10 protein-coding genes are annotated in these 17,780 nt (G+C 73.1%); 5 read left to right on the forward strand and 5 right to left on the reverse strand.

Annotated elements, in window-relative coordinates:
• Position 1: 1 nt before the first annotated feature.
• Positions 2 to 2,524, reverse strand: a complete 2,523-nt coding sequence (locus OZ948_00910) for a RecQ family ATP-dependent DNA helicase (protein ID MEB2343283.1) — start codon at positions 2,522 to 2,524, stop codon at positions 2 to 4.
• 493 nt (positions 2,525 to 3,017) lie between these two features.
• Between OZ948_00910 and OZ948_00915 the strand changes: the two genes are divergently transcribed.
• The 3 genes from OZ948_00915 (at position 3,018) to OZ948_00925 (ending at position 6,429) form a co-directional block, all read left to right on the forward strand.
• Complete coding sequence (locus OZ948_00915) at positions 3,018 to 4,247, forward strand: FAD-dependent oxidoreductase (protein MEB2343284.1); 1,230 nt, start codon at positions 3,018 to 3,020, stop codon at positions 4,245 to 4,247.
• A gap of 113 nt (positions 4,248 to 4,360) precedes the next feature.
• The gene (locus OZ948_00920; GenBank protein ID MEB2343285.1) at positions 4,361 to 5,731 is read left to right on the forward strand and encodes an MATE family efflux transporter; all 1,371 of its coding nucleotides are present in this window, start codon (positions 4,361 to 4,363) and stop codon (positions 5,729 to 5,731) included.
• Between the two features lie 38 nt (positions 5,732 to 5,769).
• Positions 5,770 to 6,429 carry a CoA pyrophosphatase gene (locus OZ948_00925; protein ID MEB2343286.1) on the forward strand — a complete coding sequence of 220 codons (660 nt, stop codon included), beginning with the start codon at positions 5,770 to 5,772 and terminating at the stop codon, positions 6,427 to 6,429.
• A 22-nt stretch (positions 6,430 to 6,451) separates the two neighbouring features.
• On the opposite strand, the gene OZ948_00930 is transcribed toward OZ948_00925, so the two are convergent.
• The 3 genes from OZ948_00930 to OZ948_00940 all read right to left on the reverse strand — a co-directional run bounded on the left by OZ948_00930 (position 6,452) and on the right by OZ948_00940 (position 15,155).
• Positions 6,452 to 8,536: a hypothetical protein gene (locus tag OZ948_00930; protein ID MEB2343287.1), complete on the reverse strand. Its 2,085-nt coding sequence runs from the start codon at positions 8,534 to 8,536 to the stop codon at positions 6,452 to 6,454.
• A gap of 337 nt (positions 8,537 to 8,873) precedes the next feature.
• Positions 8,874 to 13,811 (reverse strand): MG2 domain-containing protein, encoded by a 4,938-nt coding sequence (locus OZ948_00935; protein ID MEB2343288.1) that lies wholly within the window; start codon positions 13,809 to 13,811, stop codon positions 8,874 to 8,876.
• Positions 13,812 to 14,042: 231 nt separating this feature from the next.
• Positions 14,043 to 15,155 carry a serine hydrolase gene (locus OZ948_00940; protein ID MEB2343289.1) on the reverse strand — a complete coding sequence of 371 codons (1,113 nt, stop codon included), beginning with the start codon at positions 15,153 to 15,155 and terminating at the stop codon, positions 14,043 to 14,045.
• A gap of 352 nt (positions 15,156 to 15,507) precedes the next feature.
• On the opposite strand from OZ948_00940, the gene OZ948_00945 reads away from it, so the two are divergent.
• Positions 15,508 to 16,872: a hypothetical protein gene (locus OZ948_00945; protein ID MEB2343290.1), complete on the forward strand. Its 1,365-nt coding sequence runs from the start codon at positions 15,508 to 15,510 to the stop codon at positions 16,870 to 16,872.
• Positions 16,873 to 16,972: 100 nt separating this feature from the next.
• The gene (locus tag OZ948_00950; protein ID MEB2343291.1) at positions 16,973 to 17,347 is read left to right on the forward strand and encodes a response regulator; all 375 of its coding nucleotides are present in this window, start codon (positions 16,973 to 16,975) and stop codon (positions 17,345 to 17,347) included.
• A 21-nt stretch (positions 17,348 to 17,368) separates the two neighbouring features.
• Here OZ948_00950 and OZ948_00955 read toward each other — a convergent pair whose 3' ends face one another.
• Positions 17,369 to 17,737, reverse strand: a complete 369-nt coding sequence (locus tag OZ948_00955) for a TerB family tellurite resistance protein (GenBank protein MEB2343292.1) — start codon at positions 17,735 to 17,737, stop codon at positions 17,369 to 17,371.
• Positions 17,738 to 17,780 lie beyond the last annotated feature (43 nt).

Here is a 17,780-nt window from a genome sequence, read left to right on the forward strand (position 1 = left end):
CTCACGCGGTTCCGTCGCCCTGCGGATCCGGCGGTGCGTCGGCGCGGGGCTCGTGCCCGCGCCCCCGGCCCCGCCGGCGCCGCCCGCCCCGCCGCCCGCGCCGGCGGCGGGGCAGGCTCGTGCCCTCGGCATCGTCGGTCCGCTGCGGCGCCCTCCCCTCGCCGCCGCGCTCACCCTGCTGGCGCCGCGGGCGCTCGGGGGGCAGGGCGCGGACATCGGCTTCGTCGAGCACGAAGGGCCGCGCCAGGATCTCGGGGGCGATCAGCGACTCCGGTCCGCCGCCCGCACGCCGGCCGCGGCCTCCGCGCCGGCCGCGCCGGCGGCGGCCCGGCCCCGGATCGCCCTCGAAGCGGCGCTCGCGCGGCTCACGCTCCGCCGGCCGCAGGCGCCCCCGGCCACGCCGCCCGCGTTCCTCATGGGTCCGCCCGCCGCGCCGGCGGCGGCCCGGCTGGGCCGGCTTCGCGATCGGCGCAAAGAAGGCCTCGGGGCGTTCCGGCCGGCCGCGGCAGACGTCGCACAGCCCGCACGCCTCGCCCTCGCTCTCGCCGAAGTAGTTGCGCAAGAACTTCGCGCGGCAACCCTCGTCGCGGGCATACTCGGCGAGCGCGTCGAGGCGGTGGCCGTCCTGCGTGCGCAGCGTCTCGAACTGGCCTGCGAGCGCGCGCGCGTCGCGCTCGAAGGTGTCCTTGTTCCCGAGCACCTGGATGCGCTCGTCGTCGAAGGCGACGAGCCCGCCCTCCTCGAGCTTGGTGAGCAGCGCCGCGGCGATGCGCGGACCCATCTCGGCCGAGAGCGCGAGCGCCTCGAGCGTCGGCTCGCGCTCCTCGTCCGCCCAGGCTGCCAGAGCCGCTGCCAGCCGATAGAGCTGGTCGGGGCGCACCCGGCTGCGCGAGAGCAACGCCTCGTGGATCGAGCGGTCGCTGCCGTCGTAGAGCAGGATGCAGTTGGCCTTCTTGCCGTCGCGCCCGCTGCGCCCGGCCTCCTGCACGTACTGCTCGAGCGAGGCCGGCGCCTGGAAGTGCAGCACGTAGCGGATGTCCGGCTTGTCGATGCCGAGCCCGAAGGCGCTCGTCGCGACCATCACGACACGCCGGCCCGAGTCCATGAACTTCTCCTGCTCGCTCTCGCGCTCCTTCGCCGTCATGCCGCCGTGGTAGCGGTGGGCGGGGATGCCGAAGCGCCGGATCAGCAGGTAGATGAGCTCGACCTCGCGGCGGGTCGCGCAGTAGATGATCCCGGGCCGGTGCAGGCGGCGCGCGAGCCGCAGGAGCCCGCGTAGCCGCAGGTCGCGCTCGCAGGGCAGCACCTCGAAGGCCAGGTTCGAGCGGTGCGGCGAGGCCGCGATCACCTCGGGCTCGCGCATTCCGAGCGAGCCCACGATCGCCTCGCGGACGTGCTCGGTGGCAGTGGCCGTGAGCGCGAGCACGGGCGGCTCGCCGAGCTCGCGCACGCGCGCGCCGAGCCGGCGGTAGGCCGGGCGGAAGTCGTAGCCCCACTCGGAGATGCAGTGCGCCTCGTCGACGGCGACGAGCCCGACGCCGGGCCCCGCCAGCGCGCTGCGCAGCTCGGGGCTGCCGAGCGTCTCCGGCGTCGTCATGACCAGGATCGGGCCGCCGCGCGCGACGTCGGCGAGCGCCTGCTTGCGCGCGTTGCCGCGCACCGTCCCGTCGAGACGCGCGACCCGCACGCCGAAGCCCTGGAGCTTGGTGTGTTGGTCCTCGAGCAGCGCGAGCAGCGGCGACACCACCACGACCGGGCGCGGCAGCACCATCGCGGGCACCTGGTAGCAGGCGGACTTGCCGAAGCCGGTCGGCAGCACGAGCAGGACGTCGCGGCCATCCGCCACGGCCCTCACGACCTCCTGCTGCTCGGGGTAGAGCGCGTCGATACCGATGCGCCGCGCGGCTGCGTCGACGGAGAGCGGAGCCGGCACCGGTGGCAGCTCGCCGAGCGGCGCTGCGCGGGCGGTGCGGCGGCGGCGCGGCGGGGGCGCCGCGGCGAGCCGCTCCTCCTCGTCCTCTCGCGAGGCCACCGCCTCGTCGACCGGCGCCGCGGCGGCGCGCAGCGCCGCGCTCAGCGTCGCGGCGTCGAGCCCGGCCGCCGCCTCGTCGTCCGCGGCTTCGTCTTCGTCCTCGTCGTCTTCGGTGTCGGCGGCGTCGTCGTCCTCGTCCCCGGTGTCGTCGGTGTCGTCGTCCTCGTCGAGCTCCGCGTCAGCACCGGGCGGAGCGTGGTCGAGCGCGGCGTCGTCCTCGCCCGCGTCCTCATCGGGATCGCGCACGTCGTCGTCCTCGCGGGCCGCTGCGAGCGCTGCGTCTCGCTCCTCGGCAGGCATGGACCCGCGCGAGCGCCGACGCGGCGAGCGAGCCGGCGCGCCGGCTTCGGCCTCGTCGTCCGCCACCGCGCTGCGGGTGCGGCGCCGGCGGGGTGCCGCCGGCTCGGGATCGCTCGTGGCGCGCGCCTTGCGGGCGCCGGCGCGCGATGCCTTGCGCCGTGCCGGCGGCTTCCTGCCCTCCGTCTCAGTCATGGACGACCAACTTCACCTCCAGACGCTCATCTCCAGACGGATGCGCCGCTCCGGCGTGCAGCCACGGCGCCCGGGGCGATGCACCGCGCGACGCGCGCCCGCTCGGGGACAGGCCCGGGGGGGGGGGGGGGTAGCGCGACGCGCGGGCTCGGGCGGCGCGAGCGCGGGCTCGGGCGGCGCGAGCGCGGGCTCGGGCGGCGCGAGCGCGGGCTCGGGCGGCGCGAGTGCGGGCTCGGGCGGCGCGAGCGCGGGCTCGGGCGGCGCGAGCGCGGGCTCGGGCGGCGCGAACGCGGGCTCGGGCGGCGCGACCGCGGCGTCCGCGGACGATGGCGGCTGCGGCTGCCGGGTGGCGCCGGCGCGCACGAGCGCGACGGCCGCGCTTGCCGCGCTCCTCGGAGGGCTCTTGCTCGGCGCGCGTCGCCGGGTGCGCTCGGGCCGCGGGGTTCCGCGCCGGACCGACCTCCCCTCCTGAGCCGGGAGCAACGGCGCGCTCATGAGCCTCGACGTCGTCATCGTCGGCGCGGGCACCGCCGGCGCGGCGGCCGCGCTCGCTTGCGCGAAGGCGGGGCTCCGCACCCTGTGCGTCGATCGACGACCGCTCGCGGAGGCCGGCGCGCGCTGGGTGAACGGGGTCGCGGCCGCTCACTTCGACGCGGCCGGCCTCGCGCGCCCGGAGGCCTCCGAGCTCCGCAGCGCCGGTGGGCTCTTTCACCTCGTCGCCGGTTGGGGCCCGAAGCGTGTCCGCGTCGCGCGCAGCGCGGTGCTCGAGGTCGACATGCGCGCGCTCGGCGCGCGGCTGCGCGCGCTCGCGGAGGACGCAGGCGCGGAACTCCTCGGCGAGGTGAGCGTAGGCACCGTCGACGGCCGCACGCTCGACTCCTCCGCAGGCCTGCTCCGGGCGCGCTATTTCGTCGACGCGAGCGGGCTCGCGGGCGCGCGCTTGCTCGGGCAGCCGCGCGTCCGGCGGGAGGACCTCTGCGCCGCGGCGCAAGAGGTGCGACGAGTGCGCGATCCCGGGGCCGCGCGCGCGTACTTCGAGCGGAACGCGGCCGCGCCGGGGGACGCGCTCTGCTTCACCGGGATCGCGGGCGGGTATTCCATCGTGAACGTGCGGCTCGAAGGCGACGAGGTGAGCCTGCTCACGGGCTCCATCCCGGCGCTCGGCCATCCCTCGGGGCGACAGCTCCTCGACGACTTCGTGGCCGGCGAGCGCTGGATCGGCGAGGTGGTGTTCGGCGGCGCCCGCCCGATCCCGCTCTGCGCTCCGCTCGCGCGGCTCGCCTCCGAGAACGTCGCGCTCATTGGGGATGCCGGCTGCCAGGTGTTCGCCGCGCACGGCTCCGGGATCGGGCCGGGGCTGGTCGCCGCGCGACTGCTCGCCGAAGCGCTCGCGCGAGGCGAGGGTCCGCGCGGCTACGCCGCCGAATGGCACCGCAGGTACGGGCGTCTGTTCGGCGCCTATGATTGGTTTCGTCGCTTCTCGAGCTTGCTCGGCCCCGCCGACCTCGAGCTCTTGCTCGACAGTGGGCTGCTCGACGATGAGTCCGCGCGCGCCGGACTCGAACAGCGACTGCCTGCGCTCGCGCCACGCGCGCTCCCCGCGAAGCTCGCCGGGCTCTACCGCGCGCGACGGCTGGCGGGTCCGCTCGCGGGGCTCGTCGCGCGGCGAGCGAGCAACCGAGTCGCCGAAGCGGTCACGCGCCGCACGCGTGACCGCGCGTGAGGCGGCCGCTGCGCCGCTCCTCCTCCGACCCGTGTGACGGCGCGGGTTCACCGCTCACGTGAAGCTCGGGTGCGCTTGCGGCGTTCAAGGGGTGAGGCACACTGCCGCGCCCCATGCAGCTCGAGCTCGTGAGCGAACCCACTCGCCCGAGGCCACCCCTCGGCGACGAGGCGCGCGCGCTCGTGCGCCTCGCCATCCCGCTCGCCGCCGCGAACCTCGGGCAGATGCTGATCGGCGTGGTGGACACCGCGGTGGTCGGCCGGCTCGGCGAGGTCGAGCTCGGCGCCGCGGGCATCGGCAACACCATGTACTTCGGTGTCACCATCATCGGCATGGGCCTCATGCTCGGCCTCGACCCGCTGGTGAGCCAGGCGATCGGCGCGGGTGAGCGCCGCCACGCGCTGCACCTGCTCTGGCAGGGCGTCTGGCTCGCGGTGGCTGCCGGGCTGCCGCTCTCGCTCGTCATCCTCGGGCTCGGCGCCGCGCTCGAGCGCATGGGGCTCGCACCCGAGACGGCCTCCGCCGCGCGCGCCTACCTCATCCCGCGACTCCCGAGCCTCCTACCCTATCTCGCCTTCGTCGCGTGCCGCAGCTACCTCCAGGCGGTGAGCGTGACGCGCCCGGTGGTGGTCTCGGTGGTGGTCGCTAACGTGCTGAACGTCCCCTTGAGCTGGGCGCTCGTGTTCGGCTTCGAGAGCCTCGCCATCCCCGCGCTCGGCATCGCCGGCGCCGCCTGGGCGAGCACGGTATGCACTTTGGCGCAGCTCGCGGTCTTGGTGGTGGCGGTTCGGCGCGAGTCAGCGGGGCTCGAGGGCAGCTCGTGGCGGCCGGAGCGCGACGCGATGCTGCGCGCGTTCCGCATCGGCTTGCCGGTCGGGCTCACCTTGCTCGCCGAGTTCGGCGTGTTCGGGCTGGTGAACGTGCTCATGGGCAACATCGACGCGCGCACGCTCGCCGGGCACCAGGTCGCCATCACGCTCGCGAGCACGACGTTCATGGTTCCGGTCGGGATCGGCGCAGCCGCCTCCGTGCGAGTCGGCAACGCGATCGGGCGCGGCGACGCCGCGGGCGCGCGCCTCGCCGGGCTCATCGCGCTCGGCGGGGGGCTCGCCTTCATGAGCCTCTCCGCGCTCGCCTTTCTCGTCTTCCCGCGCGAGCTCAGCCGCATCGTGACCGATCAGCCGGACGTCATCGAGGCGGCGGTGCCGCTCATCGGGATCGCGGCCATGTTTCAGCTCTCGGACGGCGCGCAGGCGGTCGCCGCGGGCGCCCTCCGTGGCGCGGGCGACACTCGCTTCCCGCTCTTCGCGAACCTGGCGGGGCACTACCTGGTGGGGCTGCCCATCGGGGCCGTCTTCGGATTCGCGCTCGGGCGCGGCGCGACCGGGCTCTGGTGGGGGCTCAGCGCCGGGCTCACCGGGGTCGCGCTCTCGCTGTCACTCCGCTTTCTCCGCCTCTCGGCCCGACCGCTCGCCCGGGCGTGACCCCGCCCGGGCCGCGCCTTGCTAGACTCATTCGCGCCGTGGACCCCGCCGAGAGCCCGCTCACGCCCGAGGTCGTTCGGGCGGCCCTCGCGCTGCCGAGCCCGCTGCCGGCGATACCGCCGCCGGCCAGCGCGCGGCCGGCGGCGGTGGTCGTGCCGGTGCGACTCGACGAGGCGCCGCGCGCGCTCTGCGTGTTCCGCTCGCGCGCGCTCCGCGAGCACCCCGGCGAGGTCGCATTTCCAGGTGGAAAATGTGATCGCGATGACGCGAGCCTGGAAGCCACCGCGCTCCGCGAGCTCCGCGAGGAGCTCGCGGTCTCGCCCGGCGAGGTGACCCTGCTCGGCGCGCTCACGCCGATCCCGGTCATCACCGGGCGCTACCTCATCCATCCCTTCGTGGCCGCGCTCGACCCGCGCGCCCGGCCGCGCGTGGCGAGCGCAGAGACCGAGCGGATCGCCGAGCTCCCGCTCCTCGCCTGGCTGGAGGGCGGCCGCCGCCACGGCGCGGTCGCCTCGAGCTTCGGCGACGCGCCGATCTTGCTCCCGCATTTCGAGGTCGAGGACCGCATCCTCTACGGGGCGAGCGCCTTCATCTTCTTCGAGCTCATCTCGCGCCTGGCGAGGTTCCGCGGTCGAGAGCTGGCGCCACCCGTCGTCACGAACGAGCTGCCCTGGGCGGGGCGCTACCGCGAGCCGTGACGCGCGGCCGCGCCGCCCCGCGCTACTCGGGGCAGGGCGTGCCGAGCGGCGCCGGCGCGGGCAGAGTGGCGCGGCCGGTGTCGAGGTAGCTCCGGAAGAAGCAGCCGTACTGATACTTCACCTGGTCGAGCTGCGCGTAGATGTAGTGCGGGTCGATGATGCCGTCGCCCGCGTACTGCACGGCAGCGGCGGTCACCCGTGAGCCGTCGGCCGAGAGGAGGTTGTCCTTCACCGGATACGGGAGGAGCCCGTCGCGGCCGTCGAGGGCGAGCGTGTCCTGCATGCTCTGCCACTCGAGCTCGCCCGCTTGCTGGGTGCCGTTGGCGAGCGCCAGCGCATCGTAGATTTCTACCGGGAAATATTCGTCGCCCGGGGCGCTGGTCGCGTAGATGGGCCGCGCGGGCGCGCCCTCGAGCGGCCAGCGCGCGAGCCGCGCGGCGTACACCATCGGATCGGCGGGCTCCCACGCGGTCTCCAGGGCGTGGAGCGCCGGGTAGGTGAAGTCGATGTCGATGGCCCCGGCGCCGCTCACCATCGCGAACAGCTTGCCGAGGTTTCCGACGTAGTGCGTCTTGATGATGAACTGGCTCCAGAAGCCGCCCGCGCCGGTGGGGGCCACCGCGCGCACCTTCGGCTCCACCGCGCCCAGCATGTTGGTGTACATGCCGCCCATCGACTGCCCCTGCAGCATGAGCGGCTCGAGATCGAAGCGGAAGGACGACTGCCCCGCGGGCAGGCTCGGCCCCGTGCAGGCGCCGAGCGCGGCCGGAGCGATCGTGAGCGACTCGAGCGCCTTCACATAGAGGCGCTGCTCGAACACGCCCTGCCGGAACGTGTAAGGGAAGGCGCCCAGGTTATTGAAGTTGATATAGGCGAGATCACCGGCGCCCGGCACGCGCTCCGGGTTCACCGGCAAGGCCGAGCTCGCCGCGGCGAATCCGTGCTCGGCGACCACGTAGGCTGGGCCCTCGAGCGGGGTCGGCTCGCCGTCTGGGGTCGGCGTGCGGCCGCGATCGACCACCTGGATGCTGACGCCGCCCGAGCCGTGCTCGTAGAGCACGAGCGGGTAACCGCCCGCGGGCATCTCGCGTTTCGGGAGTGTGAGCACCACCGGGATGGTGACCTTGCCCTGCTCGACAGGAACCCCCTCGGCGTCGAGCTCGAAGTGTCCCTCCGTGTCATAGAGGGGCTCACCCTTTTGAAAGACCGGCAGCTCGAGCGTGCCCTGGAGGGCGCAGAAGCGCGTCGAGGCGGTGGTCGCGTCGACCAGCGTGAGCCCCTCGATCTGGGGCGAGTACTTCGCGACCAGGGCATCGGACGTGCGCGCGGTGTCTGCGACCACGTCGCCGGTCGTGAACACGGTGGCCGCGGCGACCTCCGCGGTCGGGATCCCCACGGTCTTCAGGGTCTGCCAGAGCGGCGCGAAGGAGTCGCGAGCGGCTTCGCCGCGCGGACCGGGGAGCGCACGCCCCGCCTCGAGCGCGCGGAGCCGGGCGGGTACGCCGAGCTTCTTGCCGCTGGCATCCCCGAGTGAGCGCTGGATCACGAACGCGTATTTCCGGTTCCCTCGCAGTAGGACGCCCGGGTACGCGGCCACCGCCAGGAAATTCTCGGGAACGTACTTGTCGTCCTGGGCGGTCGTCACCGCGACCGTAGGGTAGAGCTTGCCGCGCTCCGGCGAGCTCTCGTCGACGTCGATGAGCAGCACCGGCGAGGAGGCGTCTGCCGGCAACAGGTCGTCGACCCGGCGCGCTCCGAGCGGCGCGTCGAAGCGGAACCAGCCGACCGCGACCGTGGGGAAGCCCTTGCGCGCGGAGGCCGCCTCGATGACGCCGGCCACGGTGGCGCTCCCGAGCGGGTTCGGGAACCCGCCGAAGTCGGGGTGGCCGGCCGCATCGAGGCGCAGATCCGAGGGCCACGGGAAGTCGTAGAAGGCGCGCGCGGCGGCGGCGGGATCGTCGGGGTGCTCGAGCGGCGCGAAATCGACGTCGAAGGCGACCTGGGCGCCCGCGAGCGCGGCCGGCGGGGAGCCCTCGCTCTCGGCGCCGCAGGCCACCGATCCGAGCCCGAGCAGCAGCGCCAACCCGGCGGAAACACGGAGCGTCATGGCTCCCGACCATAGCTGAATCGAGTCGGCCGGCCATGGCCGTAGAGCGCGCCATCCGGCGCGGGCCCAGGCCTCGGCAACTCGAGCGAGAGGTTTCAAGGTTGGAGCGCGTTCATTTCATTCATGAAATGAACGCGCTCGGTCAGGTCGGCTAAGCCTAGGTTCTATGGGCGGGCGACGCTGGCATGGTAGCTGCAACCTATCGAATCAGGCGTCGCCCGAAGGTGACCCCCCCCGCCCGGGTTGACGCCGTTTCCTCTGTCAGCGGTCCGAGGTTCCCCCCCTCCCCTCGGGCCGCTGATTTTTTTTGCTGGGTACCGGATGGAGCGGCCGAGGCTCAGTCGGCGCTCACTTCGAGCGTCGCCGCGGGCGCGGAGGCTCGCTGCTCCGGCTGGTAATAGAGATACGCGCTCGCGCCGCCGTCGCTCGCCTTCACCGGCATGGTGGCCCGGAGCCCATAGCGGTAGCTCTGCGAAGCGCTCGCTCCGAGCGAGCTCAGATAGAGCGTGAGCTGCTTGCCGGTGAGCTCGTAGTTGGAGAGCGCGCCCGCCGCCCGGTAGGCGTCGAGCGCCTCTGTCTCGACGGCAAACCCGGGAGGGATCCCCACCGTGACGATGAGCATGCCCTGCGCGCTCGCGGTGTGGTTCTTCACGGTGACGGTCGCCTCGACCCGCTCGTCCACCGCGAGCGAACGCTTGTCGTAGGAGACGCTCACGCCGAGCGGACCGGTCGCGTCCGGCGGCACAGCGGCCCACGGGAGGTTGTGACGCGTCACCAGGTTGTAGCTGACCTTGCCGGTGCCCGCGAAGGAGAGCGTGACCTGATGCGACCCGAGCGTGGCGAGCGGCTTCATGTCGACGGTGGTCATGACCTCCGCCTGGTCGGGGGTGAGCGAGAGCGTCGTGAAGGGCGCGCCATCCACCTCGACGGCGAGGGTCCCCACGGCGCCCTCGGTGCCCTTCTCGGCGGCGAGGAGCAGCGCGCGGAGCGTCCAGATGGTCGCCTGCGTCGAACCGAAGTTACCCGCCGGATCCTTCGAGGCAACGAGGAAGGCGAGCGCGCCGTCCACGTCGTCCTTGAAGCCTCCCGAGAGCAGCATCGCGCGCGCGACCAGCGCGGTCGCGCTCACCGCGGCGTCGGCACCACCGCCGTAGAAGTTGGTCTGTGTCCCGTCGGTGTCCCAGTACGTCCGCTCACCGTCGGTCTGCTTCGCCGCGTGGAGCTTCGCGAGCACGCCCGCGAGGAAGGCGTCGTTCGGGGCGGCGGTCGCGAACGCATTGGCCACCAAGCCGAGCGTATACGGATCCGTGTCGTCGCCGAGGCTCGCCTTCACATACGCGAGCCCACGCCCGACCTCCGCGCCCGTGTAGCCGTTGTCCGCGAGCGCCCACAGCACGAACGCGGTATTTCGCACGGCGCTCGTCTGGAACGAGAAGAACTCGGAGACGTCACCCTCCCACGAGCCGTCCGACTTCTGCTGGGCGAGGAGCCAGGCCTGGGTGCGCGCGATCATCGCCGCGTCGACCAGCTGCACCTTGGCCATGTCCGCGAACTCCATCAGCCCGAAGGCGGTGACCGAGAGGAACGGCGCGGCGTCTTGGGTGCCGAACCAGGAGAACCCGCCGCCCGGGTGCTCGAAGGTGAGCAGTCGCTGATAGCCGGCCGAGATGAGGCTCTCGGCCTTGAGCGCGATGGCCGGCGTGATCTGTCCGGTCTGGTTCATGTAGCGGGTGACGAGCACGTTCGGCCAGGTCGTGCTGGTGGTCTGCTCGAAGCAGCCGTTCGGCACCGCCAGCATGCTGTCCATCCCGGTCACGGCCTGCGCGAGCAGCGCCGGATAGATCTCGAGGTACATCTCGGGTGATCCGGGCACCGCGTTGGCGGGAAAGTCCACCGCGTGCGAGACGCTCCCCGGCGCGAGCGCGCCGCTCACCGCGGCCGACAGCGCCTTGCCGTCCGGCACCACCAGCACGTTGCGAGCGAGCGCGTCGGAGGCGGAGCTCCCCGTCGCGGTCACCGTGAGCGTCTGTAGCCCGACCGTCTCGACGCGCACCGGGAAGCGAACTCCGACCACCTCTCCGGGCAAGAGCTCCACCGTCTTCGTGGTGGCGCCGAGCGGCGTGTACCAGGTCCCGCTCGCGAGCTCGAGCTTCACGGCCTGCTTGGTGGAGAGGTAGTTATAGACCGCGATCGGAAACTCGAGCTCGTCACCCCGGGTCAAGGTCGCGGGGAAGCTGATGTCGGCGAAGAAGTCCTGGAAGACCTTGATGCCGGCCTGCCCGCCGCCGAGCTTGCCGCCCGCCGAGTGCGCGAGCGTCGAGACGCGCCAGCTCGTGATGCTGTCGGCGAGCTCGACGCTCACGGTCGCCTTCCCGTTCGCGTCGGTGATGAGCTCGGGGTTCACGTACAGCGTCTCGGGGAAGTCCTTGCGGACACGCGGCCCCGAGCTCTGCTCGACGCCGCTCGCGCCCCCTGCGCCGCCCATACCGCCGCCGGCGTCCGCATTTCCGCCGCCGGGCATCGGGCCATTGCCATCCGCCATGGGCGGGAGGCTGTCTTCGACGCCGAGCTCCGCCAGGCTGATGGTGAGCGCGTGATCGTCGGCGGTGTTCACTTGCTCGTCCGGACCGGCGCTCCGCACGTGAAGCGCCGCGTCGAACGGGGAGCCGTCGATCGAGTAGGCGTTGCCCCAGAAATCGTACTGAGCGAGCGCGCCCTTCACGCGCAAGATGAGCGCCTCGCCGAACGAGCGCTGCTCGGAGTCGCACCAGCGTCCCGTCTCCGTGCAGCCGCGCGCCGCGAGGGCGCGCACCGCCGCGGTCACCGCCGGTTGCGTCGCCCGGACGATCCGCGCCTTCTCGGCCTCGTAGTAGGGAGCGAGCTGCGTCTTCGCGCCTTGGATGACCTCCGGCCAGCTCGTGAGGTGCAGTCCCGTGAACGAACCCGAGCCGAGCGCCGCGAGCGCCGCGGCGGTGCGCTCCTGCGCGGCGCTCGCCTCGGCCGCATCCCGCGAGCGTGTCTTGCCGAAGAGGAGGTCGGAGAGCGCCCCCGGCGGCGCCTGGAGCTCGTAGCGAGGCTCGGCGTAGGCGTCGTCGAGCTCGAACACGGTCGACAGGAGCCCGGGCCGCGAGTCGATGACCGAGAACACCGCCTCGTCCACCACCTGCACGCCGAGCGCCGCGACCGCTGGCGCGCCCTGCTCGTCGGTCACGGAGAAGGTCAGCTGCGCGGGCTCGCCCGGCCGGTACTCCGGCTTGTCGGTCGAGAGGCTCACGCTGAGCGCCGCGTCGGTGCGGAGGAAGATGGTGCGCCCGGCGCGGCCCACGTTGCCGTCGTCGTCGACGACGTAGGCCTCGATGCGATTCGTGCCGCGCAGCGTCGTGTCGGCCGGCATAGTGAAGCTGGCCCGCCCGCTCGCGTCGAGGTCGAGCGTGCGCATGTCGACCGCCTGACCCTCGCTCAACCAGTCGAGGTAGGCGTGCGCCTCGCCGGGCGTCGCGAGCACCTCCACCTTCACCGTCTCGCCGATCGCGTAGACGGACTTGTCCGTGCGGACGAGCACGTGCTCGCTGCCGGACTGCGCGTCGAAGCTGAAGTCCTGGGTGACGGGCTTCCCGCTCGCGGGCGTCACGGTCACCTCGAGCGTGGCCGCCCCCGAGCGCGGTACCCAGCGCAGCGCCGCCTGACCAAACTCGTCGGTCTTCGCGGACAGCACCTGGTTTCCCGCGCGCACGCTCGCCACCGCGTTCGCCACCGGCTGCCCGAGCGGATCGCTCACGAAGAGATCGAGGCGGTTCTCGATGCCGGGCACGAGCGAGGTCGCCTCGGGCACCACCACCACGTGGAGCGGCGCGGCGGCGACCGCGACCGGCGTCTCCCGTTTCACTTGCTGCCCGGCGCCGTCGGTGACGGTCGCGCGGAGCGTGACGAGCGCGTTGCCTTGCTCGAGCGGGAGCCCGACCAGGCTCTTCGGCAGCGGCAGCGAGAAGCTCATCTTGCCGTTCGCGTCGGTCTTGCCGACCACGCTGCCGAAGAGCGTCTCGCCGACGTCCACCGTGACGCCCTCGATGGTCACGCTCGCGCCCGACACCGGCTTACCGAAGAAATAGCCCGCATCGAGGCTCCCGGTCACCGTATCGCCCGGGCCGTACCAGGGCCGAGCCACGACGACGCCCACGCGGTACTTCGGCAGCGAGTAGCGCGACACCTCGACGGTCTTCTCGGTGGTGGTGCCGTCCACGACGACTCGCACCTTGAAGGTGCCCATGTTCAAGATCCGGCCGAGCGTGAACTGCGTGGCCGCCACGCCGTAGGCGTCGGTGGCAAGCTCGCGCATCATGAGCTTATTCCCCTTGCCGTCCTCGAGCTCGAAGCGCGCCGTGGCGTTCGCGAGCGGCCGGTTCTCGGGCGGGGTGAGCGCGAGCGCGCGAAGAAAGAGCGTCTGCCCCGGCTGATAGACGGGCTTGTCGGTGGTGAGCAGCACCTTCCGCGCGGGCTCGACGACGCTCACCGGGCTCGTGAGGCTGGCCTCGGTGCCCTGCGCGCGGGCGTGCGCCCGAACCGTGTACGAGCCGGGCGCGCCGGTCGGTTCCACTTGGAATACCGCATCGCCGGAGGCGTCCGTGACGCGGGTCAGGTTCGAGACGAGCGCGTCGCCGCGCTTCACGTCGAGCGCGACCTCGAGCCCCCCCTGCGGCCGCTGGGTGAAGGGGTGCGCGGCGTGCACGCGGTACGACACCTTCCTGCCCGCCGAGATCTGCGCGGGTCCGTCGAGCGTCAGCGCGTAGGGCGACACCACGCGGAGCAGGCTGGTCGTGAGCCGCAGCGCCTCCTCGGCGCCGTCGGTGATGCGGAGGTTGTAGAGCGCCCAGTCCGCCTGCTCGAGGACGCCCGCCGGCGCCGTCAGCGTGGCGGTCACGTGCGCGGTGGCGCCGCTTCCGACCTCGTAGCTCACGCTCGCGGCTCCGAGCCGGGTCTTGCCGTCGACCGTCGCGATCCACACCTCGAGCCGGCCCCGCGCCGCGTCCCCGAGCGACTCGATCGGGATGTCCACGCTGAGCACGCCGGCCGCGGAGGTCGCCGAGAGCTTCGCCTCGTCGATGCGGATCACGCCGTCGCTCGCCGAGTCGCCCCCGACGCCGGCCTCGCCGCCCATACCAGCCCCCGAGCATCCGCCCGCGAGCGCCACCCCGAGCGCCAACGCGCTCACCAACCCGCGCGCGCTCCTGAGCCACCACTTCTGTGCCATCGAGAACTCCTGTCGGGCTCGATCCAAGATTCATTCCATCTGAGTTGACGGCAAGGTAGCTCGACTCTCGCGTTACCTTGTCATTTCGGGCCACGCATCTGACACAGATTGACACACAAGCCCGCGCGTGACACACCAGCCTCCGCCGAGCGTGGCCGGTCCGGCGCGACCGGCGGCGGAGATTCCACCCCGGTGCGAGTGGTCGAGGCGTTCGCCGCCGAGCGTTGCCGGTCCGGCGCGGCCGGCGGCGCGGCCGGCTCAGCGGAGCAGTCCCTGGACGCGCTCCACGAAGTCGGGGAACGCCGGATCGGGAGCGTGCGGGTCGGGGCGGCCCTTCGGAGCGCGGCGCATCCTCACCGCGACCAGGTGGTCGCGCGGCAAGACCACCAGGTACTGCCCGAGCGTACCCGCCGAGTAGACGCCGTCGATGGGACCGAAGTCGAAGCGCGCGTCCGGCACGCCGCGCTCGGTCGTCTGCAGCGTCCACTCCTTCAGCGCGGGGTCGCCGAACAGCGCGCGCAGCTCGGCGGCGAGCGCGCTCGCGGAAGGGAACACCTTGCCGCGCACCGGCGCGACGCGCTCGATGAACGCCGCGTCGACGCCGGCGTCGCGCCAGCGCGCGACGGTGGCGTCGTCCACTTCGACGCGCGTCCACGCGGGCGCGAGCCACCAGAAGAGGCCGAGCCGCTTGCTATTCGGCTGCACCGAGGCAAGTTGCGCGGTGGACCGCTCGAGCCAGCCCTCGCTGACGATTTGTCGGCCCTCCCAGCGACCGCGCCGGTCGATGAGCTCGCCGAGCCTCGCGAGCTCGCGCGGGCGCAGGTGGAGCCCCGCGAGGCCGTGGGCGTTGCCGGCGCGATCGAGGCTCCACCAGAAGTCACCGATCCCGAGCGGCGCGAAGAGCGTGCGCGCCACGAAGCGATCGGCGCGCTCACCGCTCACTCGGGCGATGACGGCGCTCACCAGGTTGGCGCCCTCGTTCGAGTAGTGAAACTCTGTCCCCGGCTCGCGCTCGACCGGTCGCGCGAGCGCGTGCGCGACGAAATCGCGGCTCCGGTAGAGCTCGACGGTGCGCTCCGGCTCGCTGAGCCCCGAGGTGTGCGAGAGCAGATGGCGAACGGTGATCTTCGCGTGAGCGCCGCTCTTCCACTCGGGAAACCAGGTGCTCACCGGTTGATCGAGGTCGAGCTTGCCCGCGTCGACGAGCACGCCGACCGCGAGCGAGAGCACGGATTTCGTGATCGACATGGTCTGGATCGGGGCGCGCCCGGCCGTGAAGACCCAGTCGCCGACCAGGACGCCATCCTTCACGAGCACGAGCTCGTCCGAGCCGTTCGCGCGCGCGTCGCGGACGAGCGCGCGAACGGCCACCGGGTCGAGCGCGCGCGGCGGCGCGGGTGGGGCGGTGCTCGCGGTGGGCGCCGCCGCGGAGGGGTCGGAAGCGGGCGTGGGCGCCGGCGCGGCGGCGCGCGCCGGAGCCCGTCTCGAGCCCTCGCGCGCCGCGCGAGGCGCGGCCGCGCTCGACTCGCCGGCACCTCGACCGGACGGCGCGCACCCGGCGAGGGCAAGGACGAGCACCGCAGGAAGCGCCGCGGACGCGCGCGAGCCGGGCATCGCCAAGCGGTATACTCCGCGCTCGCCCGGGCGCCGCGCGGTTTTCCCGCCGAGCGCGGGGCGCTCGGCCCATAGCCGGCGAGCGAAGGCCGTGGCATCATGCCGCCCGGTGACGAACGAACGCCTCACGCGACAGGAGCTCTCCTGGCTGCTGGCTCAAGAAGCGCGCGGCGCGGCTCGAGCGCTCCGCGAGGGCGTCGCGCAGCGCAAGCAGCCAGCCGGCGGCGTCACCATCACCGACGCGCCCGCGGTCGAGACCACGCTCGACGCCCTCGACGACGCCATCGACAAGCTGAGCGAGCTGCAGGCAGGCAGCGTGGGCAAGAGTGCGCGCCGCGGCCGCATCGATCTGGCGGCGCTGCTCTACGAGATCGCGCCCGGCGCGCGGATCGCCATCGAGCCCGGCGCCGGGACGGAGGTGTTCGGCGAAGAGAGCGATCTCCGGCGCATGCTCCACGTGCTGCTCAGTCAGACGCACAGCGATCCAGGGCTCGGCGGCGCGGCCGCCACGCCGGTCATCTCCGTTCGACGCGACGGGCACTGGGTTCGCATCGGGGTCGAGCTCGGCCCCGACTCATCGGCGAACCTCGAGCTCGAGCAGCGCTGGCTCAACCGCATGGCCATCCGTCACGGCGGACGGCTCGAGCTCGAGGGCGGCACGCAGTCGATCTTCCTGCCCGCCGACGGCGCGAGCGATCAGCGCGAGGTGGCGGAGCTCCGGCGGGAGCTCGAGCAGGCCCAGCAGCTCGGCGAGGTCTACGCGCGTGAGCTGGCCGCGGCCTTCGCGGCCGGCGACGCGCCGGCCGCGCGCAGCGAGCCCCCCGCGGCGGATGTCGCGACCGCGCGCCTCGAGATGCTGGTGTCGGTCGCGAGCTCGATGCAGCGCGACGTGCGCGCGCTCACCGAGGCGCTGCGCGCCGACGCGAGCGAGGCGGCCGCGAGCCTCGGCGAGCGCATGTCGACCCGCGCGGCGGCGCTCTCGGCGCACGGCGCCGAGCTCGCGCGCGCCGCGGCCGCCGACCCGCGCGAGGCGGAGCTCACCTTCGATCCCGCCGACGGGATCCGCGCCGCGGTCGCCGATGCGGGCGGTCGCGCCGCGCGCCACGCCGTCGCCCTCGAGACGGAGCTCGAGGCGCTCGAGCCGCTCCGCGCCGCGCGCGGGCTCTTCGAGCTCGTGGTGCGCTCGCTCATCGACCACGCCATCGTGGCGACCCCGCGCGGCGAGCCGGTGCGGGTGCGAGGCCGCCGGCTCCCCCGCGGCCTCGAGCTCGCGGTGGAAGACGGCGCGCCGCTCGTCCCGGCCTCCGCGTGGCAGGACCTGGTCCGGCATCGCGTGGATCCCGCCGGGCTCGGCCGCCCCCGGGGCCTCGCCTTGCTCGCCGCCGAGGCGGCCTCGGACGTGCTCGGAGGCAAGCTCGCGATCCGGGAGAGCGCCGCCGGTCGGAGCGAGCTCGTCTTCGTCCTGGAGGGCTGAACGCGCCGAGCGCTCGTCTCGCGAGCGGAGCGCGCGCTCGGGAGGAGCGCGCATTTTGGATGGCGTGCCGGGCGGCGGGATGGACTATGCTGGTTAGAGCATGCGCATTCTCGTCGTCGAGGATCAGGACTCGATCCGACGCATGATCGAGGCACTGGTGCAGGCCCGCGGATACGAGGTCACCGCGGTAGCCTCGGGCACCAAGGCGATCGACGTCGCGATGACCCGGCCACCGGACATCGTGCTCCTCGATCTGATGCTCCCCGGGCAGTACGACGGGTTCGAGGTCTGCAAGCGCCTGCGCGCCGACCCGACGACCCGGAAGGTGCCGGTGATCATCATCAGCGCGCTCGACGACGCCCAGTCGCGCCAGCACGCGACCGAGGTGGGGGCCACCGCGTACTACACCAAGCCGTTCAGCCCGATCGCGCTGCTCAAGGAGATCGACCGCCTGTACGCCCAGTCGCGAACCTGACGAGCGCCCCGCCGAGCGCGATCAGAGCAGGTTCAGGAATTCCTTCGCGCGCTCCTCGGCGGCGAAGATGATGCCCTTGGCCTCGACCGAAGGGATCCGCAGCCGCTCGCAGAGCCCGTCGATGAGCTGCTGCTCGGCCTCCGCCTGCTCGCCGTCGATGTGGGTGAGCAGCACCGCGTGCTGGAGCAGCACGCGCCGATCATCGTAGCTCAGATCCGTGACCGGCACGTCATCGAGCGTACGCTGGGTCTTGGCGTAGCTGCGCACCTCGGCGGCCTCGCTCGGCGTCGCGTTGAACGCCTGCAGGAGCGCCTCGATCACCTCCAGTTCCTCGTCGGCGACGCGGCCATCGGCCCACGCCACGCTCACGAGCCCTTTCAGGATCGCCATGTTCTGATCGTGCATGGCGCGGAGGATGGCACGACCCACGGGG

This window comes from Deltaproteobacteria bacterium (genome assembly GCA_035063765.1).
Lineage (GTDB): Bacteria > Myxococcota_A > UBA9160 > UBA9160 > PR03 > CAADGG01.